The following is an 18,333-nucleotide window of genomic DNA, read 5'->3' on the forward strand; positions in this document are numbered from 1 at the left end:
CGGATGGCAGCGCACAGATTTGGGCGGCGTTCAGCCCGGCAAGAAATCCGGCGTGCGTCGGTCGAGGAAGGCAGCAATGCCTTCCTGCCCCTCTGCCGTTCCGGCCGCCGCTGCAATGGTGGCGGCTTCACGATCGAGATGCGAGCGGAGCGCTGACACTGCACCTTCCAGCAACAGACCACGCGCCGCGCCAATCGCACCCGATGGCGACCGCACCAGTCGCGCCGCGAGGCGATGTGCCTCGGCGTCCAGTGCATCATCCTCGACCGTCTGGGTAACAATGCCCAGCCGTTCGGCCGCCTCGGCATCGACGCGACGGTTGGTGAGCAGCATGGCCTGGGCCTGCCGCAGCCCGACCAGACGCGGCAGCAACCAGCTCATGCCGCCGTCCGGCGTCAGCCCAACGCCTGCATAGGCGGCGGTGAAATGCGCCGTTCGGGCGGCAAGCGCCACATCGCCGAGCAGGACCAGACTGAGCCCGGCACCCGCCGCCGGACCGTTCGCGACAACGAGAAGGGGCTTCGCCATAGTGGCCAGCGTAAATACCGCATCATGCAGCATGTCCGCCAGATCGTGCAGGAAGCGCGAGGCGCCATCGCCTGCCGCCGCGATTCCGGCGAGATCGCCGCCCGCGCAAAAGAGCCGCCCGGCGCCCGTCAGCACGACACATCGGACGGTCGGGTCCGCTGCCACGATACGCGCAGCCTTGGCGAGCGCTGCAGCAAGCGCGGGATCGATCGCGTTGCCGACCTCGGGGCGGTTGAGCGTAAGCCGCGCGACGGGCCCTTCGCGATGGAGGAGAACGGTTTCCATGATGCCCTACCCCAATCAGAGCTTGCCGGTCAGCTCTGGCACCAGCGTGAACAGGTCGCCGACCAGGCCGATATCCGCCACCTGGAAGATGGGGGCGTCCTCGTCCTTGTTGATCGCGACGATCGTCTTCGAATCCTTCATGCCGGCAAGGTGCTGGATCGCCCCGGAGATGCCGACCGCGACATAGACCTGGGGCGCGACGATCTTGCCGGTCTGGCCGACCTGATAGTCGTTGGGCGCGTAGCCTGCGTCGACCGCCGCGCGGCTGGCGCCGACCGCGGCACCCAGCTTGTCCGCCAGCGGATCGATCAGCGCGTGGAACTGCTCCTGCGAGCCGAGCGCGCGGCCGCCCGAGACGATCACCTTGGCGCTGGTCAGCTCCGGCCGCTCCGACGCGGCGATCTCGGCGCCGACGAAGGTGGAGAGGCCCTTGTCGCCCGCCGCGGCCACGGCTTCCACCGTGCCGCTGCCGCCGGTCGTCGCCGCCTTGTCGAACGCGGTGCCGCGCACGGTGATCACCAGCTTCTTGTCGCTGGTCTGCACGGTGGCGATCGCGTTGCCGGCATAGATCGGCCGGGTGAAGGTGTCCGCACCCTCGACCGAGAGGATGTCCGAGATCTGCATCACGTCGAGCGCGGCGGCGACGCGCGGGGCCACATTCTTGCCCGTGGTGGTCGCCGGGAACAGCACCGCGTCATGGTCGCCCATCAACTGGACGATCAGCGGCGCGATATTCTCGGCGAGGAAATGCTCGTACGCGGCATCGTCTGCGACATGGACCTTGCCCACGCCGGCGATCTGCGCCGCGGCCTCGGCCACACCCGAAACGCCCTTGCCGGCGACGAGCAGATGGACCTCGCCCAGCTTTGCCGCGGCGGTGACGGTGGAGAGCGTCGCGTCCTTGACGCTCTGATGGTCGTGTTCGACCCAAACCAGCGTCTTCATCACGCGACTCCCATGCCCTTGAGCTTCTCGACCAGTTCGTCGACCGAACCCACCTTGATGCCCGCCTGGCGCTTGGCCGGCTCGACGACCTTGAGCGTCTTGAGGCGCGGGGTGACGTCGACGCCGTAATCGGCGACGGTCTTCTTCGCGACCGGCTTGGTCTTCGCCTTCATGATGTTCGGCAGCGTCGCATAGCGCGGCTCGTTGAGGCGAAGGTCGGTGGTGACGATCGCCGGCAGCTTGAGGTCGACGGTCTCGAGACCGCCGTCGATCTCGCGGGTGACCTTCACGCGCTCGCCGTCGATCTCGACCTTCGAGGCGAAGGTGCCCTGCGCCCAGCCGAGCAGCTGGCCAAGCATCTGGCCGGTCTGGTTCGAATCGTCGTCGATCGCCTGCTTGCCGAGGATGATCAGCCCGGGCTGCTCCTCTTGCGCCACCTTGGCGAGCAGCTTGGCAACCGCCAGCGGCTCCACCTCCTCGTCGGTCTGGATCAGGATGCCGCGATCGGCACCCATCGCGCGCGCGGTGAGCAGCACATCGGTTTCCGCCTTGGCGACGCCGATCGTGACGACGACGATCTCGGTCGCCGCGCCCTTCTCCTTCAGCCGGACCGCTTCCTCGATCGCGATCTCGTCGAAGGGGTTCATGCTCATCTTGACGTTCGCCAGATCGACGCCCGTCCCGTCCGCTTTGACGCGGGGCTTCACGTTATAGTCAAGCACGCGCTTGACCGGTACCAGGACCTTCATGCGTGCGCCTCCATGCGTTCGATGACCATGGCGATGCCCTGGCCGCCACCGATGCACATCGTGACGAGGCCATAGCGCCCGCCGGTCCGCTGCAGCTCGTACAGTGCCTTCACCAAGATGATCGCGCCGGTAGCGCCGATCGGGTGGCCGAGCGCGATGCCGCTGCCGTTGGGATTGACCTTGGCCGGATCGAAACCCAGTTGCGCCGCGACGGCACAGGCTTGCGCGGCGAAGGCTTCGTTGGCTTCGATCACGTCGATCTGATCGAGCGTCACGCCCGCGCGGCGCAGCGCGATCGGCACCGCTTCGACCGGGCCGATCCCCATGATCTGCGGGTCGACGCCGGCATGACCCCAACCGAGGATCCGGGCCATCGGCTGCAATCCGCGCGCCTCGGCCGCGCGCGCAGAGGCTAGTACCAGCGCCGCGGCACCGTCGTTTAGGCCCGAGGCATTGCCCGCCGTCACCGATCCGTCGCGTCGAAAGGCCGGACGCAGCGCCGCAAGGCTTTCCGCCGTCGTCTCGGCGCGGACATGCTCGTCGGTGGCAAAGGCGGTGATACCCTTGCGGGTCTTTACCTCGACCGGGACGATCTGCGCCGCGAACCGGCCCTCGGCGATGGCGCGGGCGGCGCGGGCATGACTTTCGGCGGCGAGCGCGTCCTGGGCTTCACGTGAGACGTCGAAGCGCTCGGCGACGTTCTCCGCCGTGACGCCCATATGAACGGCGTCGAACGGGTCGGACAGCGCCCCCACCATCATGTCGAGCATGGCAGTATCGCCCATCTTGGTGCCCCAGCGGACACCCGTGGCGAGATAAGGCGCTCGGCTCATGCTTTCGGCGCCACCGGCCACTGCCACGCCGATTTCGCCAAGCGCAATCATCTGCGCCGCCGAAATCACCGCCTGCAGCCCCGAGCCGCAGAGCCGGTTGAGGGTAAGTGCAGGCGCCCCGTGCGGAATGCCGGCCCGCACCGCCGCCACGCGCGCCAGATAGGCATCGGAAGGGAGCGTCGGGATCACCTGCCCCATGACGACGTGCTCGACATCCGCAGGCGCAAGCGCGGCGCGGTGGATCGCCTCGCCCATGACCGTCGCGCCCAGTTCGGCCGGGGCAATGTCCTTCAGACCGCCACCAAAGTCGCCAATCGCCGTGCGGGCGCCCGCCAAAATGAAGATATCTTTCGTCATCCATCCTCCTCCCGCGCAGACCTGCGCGCATTGCTTCACCGGTGGATCGGGCACCTTCTGCTCCGATGGCAGCCGCCCCCTCCCCGTGCGCCGCGGGCGTCGCATGCAAATCGAGAGCGCCTGCACAGCGCGCACCGGCGTGCGTCGTTCGCCGGCGGGTCTATAGGGCAGCCGGAGGTCAATCGGCGACTAGCCGCCGAACAAAATCACCAGCGTGACAAAATCACCAGCGTGATTGCCGTGACCTCCGGGGCGCACAAAAAGAGGGACAGGTTCGCAATCGCCCATCGTCGCGATCACCCTTGGTGTCGTCCATCTTACACCCCATCACAAAAAATCAATCAGTTGATAGATTGCATTGCGCGATACGATCATTCGGCTCTACCTTGGCCAAGCGTCGACATGCGGTATTCGAACCCGCACTTTCCGCCGACGCGCGATGCTCTTCACAGTCGCAGGACGTTTCCGGCATGAACAGGATAGCGGTGGTAACCGGCGCGAACAGCGGCCTTGGCGAGGCGACCTGCCTAGCACTAGAAGCGGACGGAGACCGCGTTCTGCGCGTCGACCTGTCCGGATGCGATATCAATGCAGATTTGGCGCAGGCGGAAGGGCGGCAGGAAGTCGTCCGCAGAGTCGAGGAACGTGCTCCGCACGGGGTAGATGCGGTGGTGACATGGGCCGGAGGCGGCGGCCCGACACTGGACCTTCTCCGGGTCAATTACTTCGGGACCATCGATATCATCGATGGGCTGCACCCGCTGCTCGCGATGTCGAAAGCACCCCGCGTGGTGGTAACCACGTCCCGCATGTCGCTCGAGCCAAGCGATGCCACGCTGGTGGGATTGCTTTTGTCCGGCGACGAGACCGAGATCGTCGCCCGCTATGGTGACGAAACGACGCCGCAACAATATTATATCGCCGCCAAGACCGCAGTAGCGCGGTGGATGCGCCGCGCCGCCATCCATCCCCGGTGGAACGACGCGGGGATCCGGATCAATGCGATCGCCCCCGGCCTGATCGAGACCCCGCGCACCCAAAAGGGCCTGGCAGCGCCCGCGATAGCAACATGGTTGCAGGCCATGCATCCGCAAGCGGAGCAGACACTCTCCAAGGCGACGGAAATCGGCGTTCTGGCGCGCTTCCTCGCTTCCGAAGAAAACAGCCTGCTGATCGGACAATGCATCTTCGCCGACCGCGGAACCGAAGCGATCCTGCGCGGCGACGCGATCTGGTAGCGCGCAGGATCGTCGGCCGCGTCAGCCTTGTGTGCGCAAGGCGGCCGCTTCGATGCCGGCGAGCGCGCAGGCCTCGTCCCTATCGGACAAGTCCCCCGAAATGCCCACGGCGCCGATCGTGTGTCCCGCCCCGTCGACCAGGAGAACGCCGCCCGCGGCAGGAACGACGCCGCTGGGGGCGATCGGCCCCAGCGAGGCGAGGAACGTCGGCCGCTCCCCCGCCATGTCGCCGATCTTCCGCGACGACATGCCGAGGAACAACGCCCCCGCCGCCTTGCCGAGCGCCAACTGAAAGCGCCCCGTCGAGGCGCCATCCTGCCGCTGATAGGCGATCACATGGCCACCGGCGTCCAGGACAACGACGCCCAGGGGTTTCAGCGCAAGTTCGCGCGCCTTGGCGAAGGCGCCCGCAATGATCGTGGTCGCCTGATCAAGGGATATATGGCTCATCGGTCTTTCCCGTTCTGGTTCATCGCATCGAGCGCGGGCGGCACCGGACCGCCTGTCGCCCAGTCGAGCAGTTCGATTGTATGGACGACCGGGGTTTTGGTCCGGGTTCCGATCTGCATCGCGCAGCCGATGTTCCCGGCGGCGATGACCGGCGCGCCGAGCCGTTCGAGTTGGGCGACCTTCCGCGCGCCCAACTGGCCGGCGATCTCGGCCTGCAGGATATTGTAGGTGCCGGCCGAGCCGCAGCACAGATGCGCTTCGGCCGGTGTCACGACGGTGAAGCCGGCTTGCGTCAGCAGCGCCTTGGGGGCGTCCGTGACTTTCTGGCCGTGCTGCAGCGAGCAGGCGGCGTGATAGGCAACCGCCATGTCGCGTGGCTGTGCCGGCGGCAGGCCGATCTCGGCCAAGAACTCCGTGACGTCGCGCGCCAGTGCGGAGACCCGCTCGGCCTTCGCCGCATAGGCTGCGTCGTTGCGCAGCATGAAGCCATAATCCTTGATCGTCGTGCCGCAGCCCGAGGTGGTCACGATGATCGCGCGCAGCCCGCCTGCCTCGATCTCGCGCGTCCAGGCGTCGACATTCCTGCGTGCCGCGTCGAGGGCTGCCGCCTCCCGTCCCATGTGATGGACAAGCGCGCCGCAGCAGACCTCGCCCGATGCGAAGGTCACGTCATAGCCGCACCGGTTGAGAAGCCGTACCGTTGCCGCGCGAATCTCGGGGCGGAGCGAGGGTTCGGCACAGCCCTGGAGCAGGGCGACACGCCCCCGCGCGCGCGGCACCGGCGAGGACCGCGCCAACGAGGCGGGCGGTGTCGTTCGCGGGGCCAGATCGAGCATCGCTACCATGGGTGCGAAGGCGTTGAAGCGCGCAAGAACGGAGCGAAGCGGCCTTGCCAAGGCCGCGAGCCGCAACGCAGCGCGGAAGCGGCGCGGACTGGGCAGAACGAGTGCCAGCAGGCTTCGATAGAGCCGCTGCGACAAGGGGCGTCGATAGCGCGCCTCGATATAGGCCCGCGCATGATCCACCAGGTGCATATAGTGCACCCCCGAGGGGCAGGTCGTCATGCACGACAGGCAGGACAGGCAGCGATCGATGTGCTTGACGACCTTTTCGGTGGGCTCCCGCTCGTTTTCGAGCATATCCTTCATCAGATAGATGCGCCCGCGCGGCGAATCCAGCTCATCGCCCAGCAGCGTGTAGGTCGGGCAGGTCGCGGTGCAGAAGCCGCAATGCACGCATTTGCGGACGATCGATTCGGATGCGCGCATCGCCGGATCGGCGAGGCTCGCCGGCGAGAAGTTAGTCTGCATGCGCCGGCTCCCCGTCCAGGAAACGGCCCGTCTCGAACACGCCGTCGGGATCGAACGCCCGGCGAACCCGCGCTTCCAGCGCCGCGACGCCCGGTGCGCGCGGATGCTGCGCGGGAATCGTCGCCCGCACGGCATGGGGTGCACGAAGCAACAGCGCCTCTCCATCCGCCGCGCGTGCGATCGAGCGGACCGGCACGACAGGATCGTCCAGGCTCGCCCAGATCCGCCCCCCGCCCCAGTCCAGCGCGAGGCGCCGCGCATGGGGGGCAAGTCTCGCCGCAACCTCCGGTGCGCACCGCGGACCGACATGGATGCACCAAAGCATCGCGCCATCGAGACCGGATCCGGTCCCGGCCTGCCGCCACAACGCATTCGCCATGTCTTCTTCCAATCGCTGCAGGGGACCGAACTCACGCAGCATTTGCGAAAGCAGGGCGCAGCGCGCGACGACCGAAGGCTCGAAGCCGGCGACGCGGAAAAGCGTCGCTCCATCGGGGTGGCGGGCGGCAGCCGAGACTTCCGCATGGCTGCCCAGCGCGCGCATCATCGCAGTGCACGAAGCCGCAGGGCCGAGCCCATCCAATCGCAAGGTGACCGACACCCTTGGACGGGGCAGGACCTTGAGCGTCAGTTCGGTCAGCGCGACGAGGCGCCCCCAGCTTCCCGCGACGAGCTTGGACAGATCGAAGCCGGTGACGTTCTTCACCACCTTGCCGCCCGCGACGAAGACCTCTGATCGTCCGGATACCGCCGTGAACCCCAGAAGATGATCGCGCGCGCTACCGGCAGTCACCCGCCCCGATCCCGCCACCCCGGCAGCGATCACGCCACCGATGGTCGCGGCACCGGCAGGCGCGCCGAACAACGGCCCGTGGTCGAACGGTTCGAACGCCAGCATCTGCCGCTCCGCAGCGACCAGTGCCTCCACCTCGGCCAACGGGGTTCCAGCCCGCACCGTGAGCACCAGTTCGGCGGGATCATAAGCGACCACCCCCGACAATCCGGTGGTGCGAACGATGCGCGCCTCGCGCGGCGCACCGATCCGCGCCTTGCTGCCGCCGCCACGGATCTCGACGCGCACGCCGTCGCGCTTCGCGTCGGCGATCGCGTCGCACAGTTGCTCGGCGCTGTCGGGCTGAACCTGATTCATCAGAACCGCGGAATGTCGGGAAAGGCGTGCCGGCCGCCATGAACATGAACGCGGCCGAGTTCGGCGCAGCGATGGAGGCGCGGAAAGACCTTGCCGGGGTTGAGCAGAAGCTGCGGATCGAAGGCACACTTCAGCCGCTGTTGCTGCTGGAGGTCGATCTCGCTGAACATCGCGGGCATCAGATCGCGCTTTTCCACGCCCACCCCATGCTCGCCCGTCAGGACCCCGCCCATTTCGACGCAGAGGCGCAGAATGTCGTTTCCGAATGCCTCGGCCTTGGCCAGTTCGCCGGGCCGATTGGCATCGTACAAGATCAGCGGGTGGAGATTGCCGTCGCCGGCATGGAACACGTTGGCGACACCCAGGCCATAATGCGCGGAGAGTTCCTCCATGCGACGCAGGACGTCGGGCAAGCGGCGGCGCGGAATCGTGCCGTCCATGCAGTAATAATCCGGCGCCAGTCGCCCCACCGCCGGAAAGGCCGCCTTGCGCCCCGCCCAGAATGCGAGCCGCTCCACCTCGCTGTTGGAGATCCGACGGGTGACGGCGCCGTTCTCGTCGGCAATGCGGTCGATCTCGACGATCAGATGGTCGCATTCCGCTGCGGGACCGTCCACTTCGACGATCAGCAAGGCGCCGACGTCGAGCGGATAGCCGACGTTGACGAACGCTTCCGCCGCATGAATCGCCGGCTTGTCCATCATTTCCATGCCCGCGGGGATGATGCCCTCGGCGATAACCTGCGCCACGCACGCGCCGGCCTGTTCGGCATCGGGAAACCCCAGCAGGATCGCCCGTGCCCGTTCCGGCTTGGGCAGGATGCGGACGGTGACTTCGGTGACGACGCCCAACAGCCCTTCCGATCCGACGACAACCCCCAGAAGATCCAGGCCTGCGGGGTCGAGATGGCGCCCGCCCAGGCGTACGATCTCGCCGTCCATCAGCACCAGCTCGACGCCCAGCACGTTGTTGGTCGTGAGGCCATATTTCAGGCAGTGCACACCTCCCGAATTCTCGGCGACATTACCGCCGATCGAGCAGGCGATCTGACTGGACGGATCGGGTGCGTAATAGAATCCGGCGCCCTCCACCGCTTGTGTTATCGCAAGGTTGGTCACCCCCGGCTGGACGACTGCGATGCGCTCGTCATAGTCGATGTCGAGCACCTTCTTGAACTTGCCCATGCCGAGCAGCACCGCGTCGGCGAGCGGCAAGGCACCTCCCGACAGGGACGTGCCGGCCCCGCGCGGCACCACCTTTACGCCTTGCGCATGGCACCAGCGCAAAATCGCCGAAACCTGCTCGACGGAGTCCGGCAGCACCACCACCAGCGGCGGTTGCCGATAGGCGGTCAGTCCATCGGATTCATAGGGCCGCAGCGCGTCGGGATCGTCGATCACGCCATCCCCGGGGACGATGGCGCGCAGCGCCGCCGCGATCGCGTCCCGATTCTTCAAGGCCGTTGCGTCTGGTACCGGCATCACGATCGACATCAGGCGCCTCCGCTCCCCGGCGGCGACACGCCTGCCGAGCCGAGGCCGGGGAGATGCGTACAGCCTTCTACCCTATCGTCGATCGCCCGCACGTTGATTTTCCCCTCCGGCGCCCAAGCGCCCTGATCCACGATGCGAGATCTAATTGCATTTTCTGCCGTTCGATAGATATAAAGTGCATGTTCGTCGCTTCCGCCGAAGCAACGGGCCCGTTCCTTGGCGGCAACGGCGGCGGAGCGAAGCCGGTGTGACGCATGCATCACATCCGTGTCGCGGGAGCCCATCGCAGTTGGGGGCGCCGTTCTAAAGACGCCGGGACGCGCATCGCGCGCACCCCGGCAGCAGAGCAGGGAGAGACGATGGCTACGGTCCAATATGATGTCGAAGGCTCGGTAGCCGTACTGTCGGTCGACTATCCCCCCGTGAACGCCCTGAGCGCAGCGGTACGGGTCGATCTGGGCCACGCGCTGGAACGCGCGGCTGCGGACCCGGCCGTCGACGCCATCGTCCTCCTCGGGAGCGGCAAGACGTTCGTCGCCGGCGCGGACATCACCGAACTGGGTACCGACAAGTCGCAGGTCCGGCCCAAGCTTACCGACATCCAGGCCAGCCTCGATTCGTTTCGCAAGCCCGTGGTCGCGGCGATCCACGGCACCGCCCTCGGTGGCGGCCTCGAACTGGCGCTGGCCGCCACCGCACGCGTCGCCGTCGCGGGCGCGAAGGTCGGGCTGCCCGAGGTCAATCTCGGGATTCTGCCCGGCGCAGGCGGAACGCAGCGCCTGCCGCGGCTCGCCGGGGTCGAAGCGGCCATCGAGATCATCACCACCGGCAAGCAGTTGACGGCGGAGCAGGCGCGCGAACTCGGCATTCTCGATGCCGTTGTCGATGATCTTCGCGCCGGTGCCGTCGCGTTCGCGCGCGCCATGGTGGCGTCGGGCCGGCCCACCCTTCCCGTCATCGCGCGGGACGGCAAGGTGACGGGCATAGGGGCCGAACTGTTCGCCGAAGCCCGCAACAAGGTGGCAAAAAAGGCCCGCGGCAAGATTGCCCCGCTGGTGGCGATCGATTGCATCGAAGCAGCCTGCACCATGCCCGCCGGTGACGCACTGGCGCTGGAAACGCGCAAGTTCCAGGAACTGTTCGCAAGCGATCAGCGCAAGGCACTGATGTACTATTTCTTCGCAGAGCGCGAAGCGCGCAAGGTTCCCGGCATCGACGCGCAACCGAAACCGGTGCGCACCGCCGCCGTGATCGGCGCCGGCACGATGGGCGCCGGGATCGCCATGGTCTTCGCCAATGCCGGTATAGACGTCTGGCTTGCCGATATCAGCGATGTCGCGATCGCGAAGGGAATGGCGACGATCCGTCGTACCTATGAGACCTCGGTCGGTCGGGGCTCCCTCGCGCCATCGGCGATGGAACGCGCCTTGTCGCGCATCCGCTCGACGACCGATTATGCGACCTTCGCGCATGCCGATCTGGTCGTCGAGGCCGCGTTCGAGCGGATGGACATCAAACGGGAGATCTTCGCGAAGCTCGATGTGGTGATGCGTCCCGGCGCGATCCTCGCCACCAACACCTCGTCGCTGAACATCGACGACATCGCCGCCGCCACCACCCGTCCGCAGGACGTTGTCGGCGTGCATTTCTTCTCTCCGGCCAATGTCATGAAGCTGCAGGAGAATATCCGCGGCGCGGCGACGTCGGACGAAACGATCGCCACGGTCATGGCGCTGGGCAAGACGCTCGGCAAGAACGTCGTGCTCGCCGGGAACTGCGACGGCTTCATCGGCAACCGGATGCTGCAATATTACACCGGCGAAGCCGAATTCCTGATGGAACAAGGCGCGACGCCCGAACAGATCGATCGGGTGGCGGAACGGTTCGGCATGCCGATGGGCCCCATCTCGATGCGGGACATGAGCGGCCTCGACGTTGGCGTTCTCGTACGCAAGGCGCGCTTGGCGTCGCTGCCCGCAGGCGAGCGCTTTTCCCCGATCCTCGAACGGCTGGTGGAACAAGGACGCCTTGGCATGAAGGCAGGCAAGGGCTTCTATCGCTACGAAGGACGCGACAAGCAGCTCGACCCGGAAACCGACGCGATCATCGCGGCCGTTTCGAAGGACTTCGGTATCACGCGGCGCCCCTTCTCCGATGACGAAATCGAATTCCGTCTGTTCGCCCCGCTGGTCAATGAAGGCGCGAAGGAACTGGAGGACGGCACAGCCTTGCGCGCCAGCGATATCGATGTTGCCTGGGTCAATGGCTATGGCTTCCCCGCCCACAAGGGCGGACCGATGTTCTGGGGCGAACAGGTCGGCCTGGAACGCATCTATGCGGCCGCGCTCGAGGCGGCACGGCGCAACGGCCCGCGCTGGGGACCGGGCAAGCTTCTCGAACGGCTGGCACGCGAAGGCCGGAGCTGGAAGGACGCGTAGCATGGCCACCCGGCAAAGCCTCACGCCCTTGCTCCACCCGCGATCGGTGGCGGTCATCGGCGCATCCGGCGACGTGACCCGGATCGGCGGGCGGGCGCTGCGTCATCTCGTGCAGGTGGGATTCGAGGGCGGCATCTTCCCGGTGAACCCGACCAGAATCGAGGTCCAGGGGCTGAAAGCGTGGGCGCGCATCGAGGACATACCCACGACGCCGGATTGTGCGATCATCGCGCTGCCCACCGGTGCGGTGCTTCCCGCCATCCAGGCCTGCGCCCGCAAGGGAGTGCGCGCGGCGGTGATCTTCAGCTCCGGCTTTGCCGAACTGGGTGCCGAAGGCGAACGGCTCCAACAGCAGATCGTCGCCGATGCCCGTGCCCATGGGATGCGCCTGCTCGGCCCCAATTGCCTGGGCGCCTATAATCTTCATGCGCGCAGCTTCCTTTCTTTCTCCGGGATCTGCGACGATGTGGCGGGGACGGCAGGCCGCCTCGGGCTCGTCAGCCAAAGCGGTGGCTATGCTGGGGAAGTCGTCAAATCCGCCGGCGATGTCGGGCTGGCGTTCGGCGTCTGGATCACGACCGGCAACGAGGCCGACATCGGACTGGGCGAAGCACTGGGATATCTCGCGACCAGCAAGGACGTCGACGTCGTGGTCGGCTATATCGAGGGCGTTCGCGATCCGGCCGCCTTTTACGAGGCGCTCGCCGCAGCGCATGCGCGCCGCAAGCCGGTCATCGTCCTCAAGGTCGGCAGAACCGATCAGGGTGCGCGGGCGGCCGCGTCGCACACTGCCTCGCTTGTCGGTTCGGACGCAGTCTACGACGCGGTATTCGCGCGTTTCGGCGTGTACCGCGCCCGCACGACAGAAGAGATGCTCGACGTGGCCTATGCCGCAAGCCGCGGACGGTTCCCCCACGGCAAGCGTCTCGCCATTCTCACCAACTCCGGCGGGATCGGCGTTCAGGCGGCGGACTTCGCTGCGGACGAGCAGTTGGAGGTAGCGGCGGTTTCCCCCGAGGTGCAGCGCGAACTGGTGGCGATTTCGCCCAATGGCGCGCCGTTCAATCCGATCGATCTGACCGGCCAGGTTGCCAACGACCCTCCGATGTTCGCGCGCGCGATCGACGCCGTGCTGGGATCAGGCGAGTTCGACATGGCCTATTGCAATGTCGGCCTGATCGCCGGTCTCCCGTTCATTGAAAAGCCCTTGCTGCACGGGCTGACGGAAGCTGCGCAGCGCTTTGCGGACCTTCCCATGGCTGTTTCGGTGACCGCCCCCGACGCGATCGTGAATGCCTATCAAGAGGCCGGCTATCTTTGCTATCGGGAGCCTGCCCGGGCCATCAAGGCATTGGCGGCACTCGCGCAGTTCCACGCCGCATGGGCCACGCCCCTGCCCCCGCGAAGCGCGCAGGGGCGCAGCCCCCGCATCGAAGCCGGCGCACGTTTCTCCGAAGCCGATGGCAAGGCATTGCTGGCTGCCATCGGCATTGCATCGCCCACCGAATATCTGGTCGCCGATGCAGCCGGCGCGCACGACGCCGCGCGCAGGATCAACGGCCCGGTCGCCATCAAGGTCGTATCGGCCGACATCCTGCACAAAAGCGACGTCGGCGGCGTTGCCCTCAATGTCGCGCCGGGTTCCGCTGCGGACTGCGTTGCCGCCATGCAGGCGACCGTGAGTGCGAAATCGACAGGTCGGATCGGAGGCTATCTCGTCTCGCCGATGATCACCGAGGGGGTCGAATGTTTCGTCGGCACGCACAATGATCCGCTGTTTGGCCCGACGGTGACGTTCGGGCTGGGGGGTGTGGCGGTCGAGCTCCTGAAGGACGTGACGACCCGGCTCGCACCGGTAAGCGCGGCAGAAGCCACGGAAATGATCCGGGGAACCAGGAGCTTCCCGCTTCTCGACGGATTCCGGGGACGGCGGCGCGCCGACATTCCGGCGCTGGCCCGAGCGATCAGCGCCGTCTCGCACCTTGCTGCCGTCAATGCCGATAGCGTGCGGACGATCGAGATAAACCCGCTTCGCGTACTGGACGAGGGTAAGGGGGCAATCGCGCTCGATGCCGTGATCGAGACCCGCCCCCGCCATCCCACGCAACCGCCCCAGGACATATCCTCGCAGGGAGAGCAACGAGCATGACTGATCTAGTGCTACGCGAGACCCGCGAGGATGTCGCCGTCCTCACGATGAACGACCCGACCCGGCTGAATCCGCTGTCGGACGCGATGCGCGCGGCATTGCTGGAGGCGTTCGAAACCGCAGCGTTCGACGACGCCGTCCGCACGATCGTGCTCGCCGGGGCGGGCGGCAATTTCACCGCGGGCGCAGACATTCGACAGCTCCTTGTCCCCGGCGGTCCGGACCCGGCCCGCTCGCGACGACGGTTGACGCCGCTGCATCGCCTCATCGAGCTGATTGCCGGTGGACCGAAGCCCGTCATCGCCGCCGTCGAAGGTGCCGCCTTCGGGGCGGGCTTGTCCATCGCCGCCGCGAGCGACTTCGTCATCGCCGGCGAAGATGTTCGGTTCGGGGCCGCTTTCGGCAAGATAGGGCTCACGGCGGACTGCGGCCTGATCTGGTCGCTCCCGCAGCGCATCGGCCGAACCCTTGCCCGCGACCTCATGTTCACCGGGCGGCCGGTCAAGGGTCCGGAGGCGCTCGCGATCAGCCTGATCGACCAACTTGTTCCCCCCGGCACCACGCTCGACGCAGCGTTGGCGAAGGCCGCCGCCTATCGCGGCGTCGCCCCGCTGGCGATCGCAGCGATGAAGTCGGCCTTTGTGCAGGGCCCGGGACCGCTGAGCGACGCCCTTGCGCTCGAACGGCAGCAACAGCCGATGTTGAGCATGACGCAGGATCATGCCGAAGGCCTGGCCGCCTTCACCGAGAAGCGCGCGGCAGGGTTCACAGGGCGTTGATGCCTTGCCGGCAACCCCAATCCGGTCCGCGCCCGTGATACGGATCTTCGCCGCAACGCCCTTCTATCTGCAGGGAGTGGGCGCATTGGCGCATGTCGGGGCAGTCGCGGCCCGTCATGGTCGCAAACCCGGCCTCATCATCGATGCACGGGTGCGACCGCTTGTCGGGGACGCGATCCGAGCCAGCTTCGCGGTCCCGCCACGCGAAGTGGCGTTCGCGGGGGAAGTTACCGATGGCAACATCGCGTTGCTGTCGCAGGAAATGGCGGGATGCGAAGTCATCATCGGCGTCGGCGGTGGCAAGGCGCTCGATGCAGCAAAGGGCGTTGCCCTGCGGATCGGCTCGCCTTTCCTCTCGGTGCCGACGATCGCCTCCAACGACGGACCCGCCAGTCGCGGCATCGCGATATACGACGACACGCATCAGCTCGTGCGCGTGGACCAGCTGCCGAGCAACCCCGTCGCCGTGATCGTCGACAGCGCGATCATTGCGCGTGCGCCCCCGCATTTTCTCAGGGCAGGCATCGGCGACGCCATCGCCAAGACCTTCGAGGCGCAGGCATGCGCGCGAACAGCGACGCGTACCAAGCAGGGCACGACCGCGACGCACGCCGCTCTTGCCATCGCCGATGCCGCCTACCGCCTGCTTCGAACGCATGCCGAGGCTGCGTTGGCGTCGGTGAATCGAGGGGAGCACAGCGAGGCATTGGAGGCCACGATCGAGGCTTGCATCCTTTTGAGCGCGCTGGGTTTTGAAAATGGCGGCCTGTCCATCGCGCATTCGGTAACCCGGGGGCTCCTGCGCCTGGACGGCGCCAAGGAACGGCTGCACGGCGAACATGTCGCGTACGGCGTTCTGGTGCAGCTTGTTGTGGAACGCCGCCCGAACGCCACGCTTGTCGAGATGGCGGCATTCCTCACCCGTATCGGCTTGCCTATTTCGCTCGCGGACCTCGGCGTGCGTGCCGTGACGCCGGAACTGATCGAAACGACGGCGGCGGTCATTCTGTCCAGCCCCCATGTCCGGGCGACGGACCGCCACCTCACGCAAGGAGACATTGCGGCGGCCATTCGCTTCGTCGAGACCCTGCCGGCACGCGCGCCGCGCGCCCCGGAATCCGGCGTCACATACGTAATTTCGCACGGTGCCGGTTGGACGCCTCCTCGCGTCTGCCCTACGCCTGGTGCCAGGAGTGGATGATGGCAATCAATTATGATGCCCTGATGCGGCAGGCGTTTCCTGACCTTGTCCGCAGCTATAGCTGGCGCGATACGATCCTGTATGCGCTGGGACTGGGCATCGGCACCGACCCGCTCGATCCCGCGGAACTCGCGTTCGTCTTCGAGCAGCGGCTTCAGGCGATGCCGACCATGGCCGTCGTGCTGGGGCACCCCGGCTTCTGGTACGATCGACCCGAAATAGGCATCGATCTGCGCAGCGTCCTGCACGGCGAGCAGTCGTTGACAATTCACACCCCCCTTCCGCCGGAAGGAGTCGTGATTGCGCGCAACTCGGTCGATGAAGTCATCGACAAGGGCGAGGGCCGCGGCGCCATTTTGCGCGTGCGCCGAGATCTCATCGATCAAGCCAGCGGCGCGCTGCAATCGACGCAAGTCATGTCGATCTTCTGTCGTGCCGATGGCGGGTTCGGCGGCCCGTCGATGGGCAAGCCGCAGCCGGAAAGCGTGATCCCAGATCGCCCGCCAGATCTGTCGATCCTCCGGCCGACCCTTCCGCAGTCGGCGCTGATCTATCGCCTGTCGTCGGACCTCAATCCGCTGCATGCCGATCCGGATGTCGCCAGAGCGGCCGGTTTCGAGCGCCCGATTCTGCACGGTCTGGCGACCATGGGCATTGCCGCCTACGCGCTGATTGCCGGGTGCCGCGCAGGTGATGCGGCGGCACTGCGCGATCTGCGCTGTCGCTTCTCCGCGCCGCTTTTTCCCGGCGAAACCGTGCGCACCGATATCTGGAATCTGGACGACGCGTTCGTCTTCCGGTGCACGGCCGTCGAACGCGACAAGCTAGTGCTGGATCGCGGCAGGGCCGTTTTCGCGTGATCGCCGCCCTTCGCAACAATGGAGAGCCAACGTGACCCCGTCACCACCGGCCGCAACCTATTTCCGCTACCTCGCCGAAGGACACTTCAAGATCCAGCGGTCGCCGAGCACCGGCGAATGGGTGTTCTACCCCCGGACGATCGCGCCGCGCACAGGCGCCACCGATCTGGAATGGGTTGTGCCCAGCGGCATGGGCACGGTCTACGCCACGACCGTAAAGCGCATGAAGCCCCCGATCCCGAACATCAACATCGCGATCGTCGAACTAGACGAAGGGCCGCGGATGATGACGCATGTCGAGGGGATTGCCCCAGAGGATGTCGCGATCGGCATGCGCGTGCGCGCCAAAATCGCGAACGGCCCGGACGACGCGCCCATCCTGGTGTTCGAGCCGGAGAGCCGGACATGAACGCGGCGAGGAACCTGCGCGGCAAGACCGCCTTTGTCGGGACCGCGACCTTCGGCTGCGGCGAAGCACCTGGCTATTCCGCGCTCGAAATCGCTGCGGAAGCGGGGCGGCTCGCCGTCGCGGATGCCGGTTTGCAGCTTGCCGATATCGACGGGCTGTTCATCTGCCTGCCGAACGATTTCCTCTCCGGGCTGACCATCGCCGAATATTACGGCATCCGCCCGAAGATGACGAACAACAGCCGGACGGGCGGCTCGGCCTTTCTGGGCCATGCCGAATGGGCGATGCTCGCGCTCGATGCTGGGCTGATCGATTATGCGCTGATCTGTTACGGGTCCAATCAGAGGACCGGCGCTGGGAAGCTGGTCAGCGCCCAGGCCCCCTCGCCCTTCGAGCATCCCTATCGCCCGAACAACCCGGCCGCCTCCTATGCCCTCGCAGCATCGCGCCACATGTTTGAATATGGCACCACCCCGGAGCAACTCGCATCGGTCGCGGTCGCCGCCCGGCAATGGGCCAACCTGAATCCGGAAGCATTTCGACGCGGTCCCCTTTCGATCGAGGACGTGCTGGCGACACGGATGGTCGCCGATCCGCTCCACGTCGCGGAATGCTGCCTCGTCACCGATGGCGGTGCAGCCGTGGTGATGACCCGCGCGGACCGGGCGAAGGACCTCGCAAAGACGCCGATCGCCCTGCTCGGCACGGCATCGGCGACCTGGCACAGCGAAATCGCCCAGCTGGCCGATCTGACCGTCACCGCCGCCAGCGAATCCGGTGCCCGCGCTTTCGCGCAAGCGGGCGTGACGCCTGCGGACATCGACGTCGCCAATCTCTATGACGCCTTCGCGATCAACACGATCCTGTTCCTCGAAGATCTCGGCTTCTGTCCGAAAGGCGAAGGCGGCCGGTTCGTGGAGAGCGGGGCGATCCGTCCCGGCGGATCGTTGCCGGTCAACACCAATGGCGGCGGCCTGTCGTTCTGCCATCCCGGCATGTACGGCCTCTTCACGCTGGTGGAGTCCGTTCGCCAGCTGCGCGGAGAAGCCGGCGAACGCCAGGTCCGAAATGCCCGCCTCGCCCTCGCACACGGCAACGGAGGCACGCTGTCCAGCCAGGCAACGTGCATCCTCGGCCTGCCCGAAACGATCTGAGGAAG

Annotated in this window: 16 protein-coding genes; 8 read left to right on the forward strand and 8 right to left on the reverse strand. The window is 66.6% G+C overall.

Annotated features, from left to right (window positions below; translation table 11 throughout):
- Positions 1–30: 30 nt before the first annotated feature.
- The 4 genes from ACT53M_RS06155 to bktB are packed head-to-tail and all read right to left on the reverse strand — an operon-like array spanning position 31 to position 3,697.
- Positions 31–813, reverse strand: coding sequence for an enoyl-CoA hydratase/isomerase family protein (locus ACT53M_RS06155; RefSeq protein WP_064310739.1), 783 nt, complete (start codon positions 811–813; stop codon positions 31–33).
- Positions 814–828: 15 nt separating this feature from the next.
- Positions 829–1,758 (reverse strand): electron transfer flavoprotein subunit alpha/FixB family protein, encoded by a 930-nt coding sequence (locus ACT53M_RS06160; RefSeq protein WP_476232169.1) that lies wholly within the window; start codon positions 1,756–1,758, stop codon positions 829–831.
- The gene (locus ACT53M_RS06165) at positions 1,758–2,507 is read right to left on the reverse strand and encodes an electron transfer flavoprotein subunit beta/FixA family protein (protein ID WP_064310741.1); all 750 of its coding nucleotides are present in this window, start codon (positions 2,505–2,507) and stop codon (positions 1,758–1,760) included. The genes ACT53M_RS06160 and ACT53M_RS06165 overlap by 1 nt, the downstream gene beginning before the upstream one ends.
- The gene (bktB, locus tag ACT53M_RS06170; RefSeq protein ID WP_064310742.1) at positions 2,504–3,697 is read right to left on the reverse strand and encodes a beta-ketothiolase BktB; all 1,194 of its coding nucleotides are present in this window, start codon (positions 3,695–3,697) and stop codon (positions 2,504–2,506) included. Before bktB ends, ACT53M_RS06165 begins: the two co-directional genes overlap by 4 nt.
- A 485-nt stretch (positions 3,698–4,182) precedes the next feature.
- On the opposite strand from bktB, the gene ACT53M_RS06175 reads away from it, so the two are divergent.
- Positions 4,183–4,935 carry an SDR family oxidoreductase gene (locus ACT53M_RS06175; RefSeq protein ID WP_476232170.1) on the forward strand — a complete coding sequence of 251 codons (753 nt, stop codon included), beginning with the start codon at positions 4,183–4,185 and terminating at the stop codon, positions 4,933–4,935.
- A gap of 21 nt (positions 4,936–4,956) precedes the next feature.
- Here ACT53M_RS06175 and ACT53M_RS06180 read toward each other — a convergent pair whose 3' ends face one another.
- Genes ACT53M_RS06180 through ACT53M_RS06195 form a run of 4 tightly spaced genes read right to left on the reverse strand, consistent with a single transcriptional unit; the run spans position 4,957 to position 9,338 of the window.
- Positions 4,957–5,385, reverse strand: a complete 429-nt coding sequence (locus tag ACT53M_RS06180; protein ID WP_064310744.1) for a GlcG/HbpS family heme-binding protein — start codon at positions 5,383–5,385, stop codon at positions 4,957–4,959.
- The gene (gene glcF / locus ACT53M_RS06185; RefSeq protein WP_476232171.1) at positions 5,382–6,695 is read right to left on the reverse strand and encodes a glycolate oxidase subunit GlcF; all 1,314 of its coding nucleotides are present in this window, start codon (positions 6,693–6,695) and stop codon (positions 5,382–5,384) included. Before glcF ends, ACT53M_RS06180 begins: the two co-directional genes overlap by 4 nt.
- Positions 6,685–7,845 carry an FAD-binding protein gene (locus tag ACT53M_RS06190; RefSeq protein WP_064310746.1) on the reverse strand — a complete coding sequence of 387 codons (1,161 nt, stop codon included), beginning with the start codon at positions 7,843–7,845 and terminating at the stop codon, positions 6,685–6,687. Before ACT53M_RS06190 ends, glcF begins: the two co-directional genes overlap by 11 nt.
- A complete protein-coding gene (locus ACT53M_RS06195) occupies positions 7,845–9,338 on the reverse strand; it encodes an FAD-linked oxidase C-terminal domain-containing protein (protein ID WP_064310747.1) in 1,494 nt (497 codons plus the stop codon). Before ACT53M_RS06195 ends, ACT53M_RS06190 begins: the two co-directional genes overlap by 1 nt.
- A 359-nt stretch (positions 9,339–9,697) precedes the next feature.
- On the opposite strand from ACT53M_RS06195, the gene ACT53M_RS06200 reads away from it, so the two are divergent.
- From ACT53M_RS06200 to ACT53M_RS06230, 7 genes are read left to right on the forward strand one after another with little or no spacing between them, the layout of a single operon-like run.
- Complete coding sequence (locus ACT53M_RS06200; RefSeq protein WP_064310748.1) at positions 9,698–11,776, forward strand: 3-hydroxyacyl-CoA dehydrogenase NAD-binding domain-containing protein; 2,079 nt, start codon at positions 9,698–9,700, stop codon at positions 11,774–11,776.
- Position 11,777: 1 nt separating this feature from the next.
- Positions 11,778–13,925, forward strand: coding sequence for an acetate--CoA ligase family protein (locus tag ACT53M_RS06205; RefSeq protein ID WP_064310749.1), 2,148 nt, complete (start codon positions 11,778–11,780; stop codon positions 13,923–13,925).
- Entirely contained in the window at positions 13,922–14,704 is a 783-nt protein-coding gene (locus ACT53M_RS06210) for an enoyl-CoA hydratase/isomerase family protein (protein ID WP_064310750.1), read from the forward strand. The genes ACT53M_RS06205 and ACT53M_RS06210 overlap by 4 nt, the downstream gene beginning before the upstream one ends.
- A 34-nt stretch (positions 14,705–14,738) precedes the next feature.
- Positions 14,739–15,905 (forward strand): glycerol dehydrogenase, encoded by a 1,167-nt coding sequence (locus ACT53M_RS06215; RefSeq protein WP_064310751.1) that lies wholly within the window; start codon positions 14,739–14,741, stop codon positions 15,903–15,905.
- A 23-nt stretch (positions 15,906–15,928) separates the two neighbouring features.
- The gene (locus tag ACT53M_RS06220) at positions 15,929–16,765 is read left to right on the forward strand and encodes a MaoC/PaaZ C-terminal domain-containing protein (RefSeq protein ID WP_232318378.1); all 837 of its coding nucleotides are present in this window, start codon (positions 15,929–15,931) and stop codon (positions 16,763–16,765) included.
- A gap of 31 nt (positions 16,766–16,796) precedes the next feature.
- Positions 16,797–17,174, forward strand: a complete 378-nt coding sequence (locus ACT53M_RS06225) for a Zn-ribbon domain-containing OB-fold protein (RefSeq protein WP_064310752.1) — start codon at positions 16,797–16,799, stop codon at positions 17,172–17,174.
- Positions 17,171–18,328 carry a thiolase gene (locus tag ACT53M_RS06230; protein WP_064310753.1) on the forward strand — a complete coding sequence of 386 codons (1,158 nt, stop codon included), beginning with the start codon at positions 17,171–17,173 and terminating at the stop codon, positions 18,326–18,328. Before ACT53M_RS06225 ends, ACT53M_RS06230 begins: the two co-directional genes overlap by 4 nt.
- Positions 18,329–18,333 lie beyond the last annotated feature (5 nt).

It is taken from the genome of Sphingomonas sp. DMC6, from assembly GCF_056314225.1.

What these genes read in the sequence shown, in the direction of transcription:
- ACT53M_RS06230 (WP_064310753.1), top strand. Translation starts at nt 17,171, where the DNA reads ATGAACGCGGCGAGGAACCTGCGCGGCAAGACCGCCTTTGTCGGGACC.
- ACT53M_RS06190 (WP_064310746.1), bottom strand. Translation starts at nt 7,845, where the DNA reads ATGAATCAGGTTCAGCCCGACAGCGCCGAGCAACTGTGCGACGCGATC.
- ACT53M_RS06210 (WP_064310750.1), top strand. Translation starts at nt 13,922, where the DNA reads ATGACTGATCTAGTGCTACGCGAGACCCGCGAGGATGTCGCCGTCCTC.
- ACT53M_RS06200 (WP_064310748.1), top strand. Translation starts at nt 9,698, where the DNA reads ATGGCTACGGTCCAATATGATGTCGAAGGCTCGGTAGCCGTACTGTCG.
- ACT53M_RS06205 (WP_064310749.1), top strand. Translation starts at nt 11,778, where the DNA reads ATGGCCACCCGGCAAAGCCTCACGCCCTTGCTCCACCCGCGATCGGTG.
- ACT53M_RS06160 (WP_476232169.1), bottom strand. Translation starts at nt 1,758, where the DNA reads ATGAAGACGCTGGTTTGGGTCGAACACGACCATCAGAGCGTCAAGGAC.
- ACT53M_RS06165 (WP_064310741.1), bottom strand. Translation starts at nt 2,507, where the DNA reads ATGAAGGTCCTGGTACCGGTCAAGCGCGTGCTTGACTATAACGTGAAG.
- glcF (WP_476232171.1), bottom strand. Translation starts at nt 6,695, where the DNA reads ATGCAGACTAACTTCTCGCCGGCGAGCCTCGCCGATCCGGCGATGCGC.
- ACT53M_RS06220 (WP_232318378.1), top strand. Translation starts at nt 15,929, where the DNA reads ATGCGGCAGGCGTTTCCTGACCTTGTCCGCAGCTATAGCTGGCGCGAT.
- ACT53M_RS06155 (WP_064310739.1), bottom strand. Translation starts at nt 813, where the DNA reads ATGGAAACCGTTCTCCTCCATCGCGAAGGGCCCGTCGCGCGGCTTACG.
- ACT53M_RS06195 (WP_064310747.1), bottom strand. Translation starts at nt 9,338, where the DNA reads ATGTCGATCGTGATGCCGGTACCAGACGCAACGGCCTTGAAGAATCGG.
- ACT53M_RS06180 (WP_064310744.1), bottom strand. Translation starts at nt 5,385, where the DNA reads ATGAGCCATATATCCCTTGATCAGGCGACCACGATCATTGCGGGCGCC.
- bktB (WP_064310742.1), bottom strand. Translation starts at nt 3,697, where the DNA reads ATGACGAAAGATATCTTCATTTTGGCGGGCGCCCGCACGGCGATTGGC.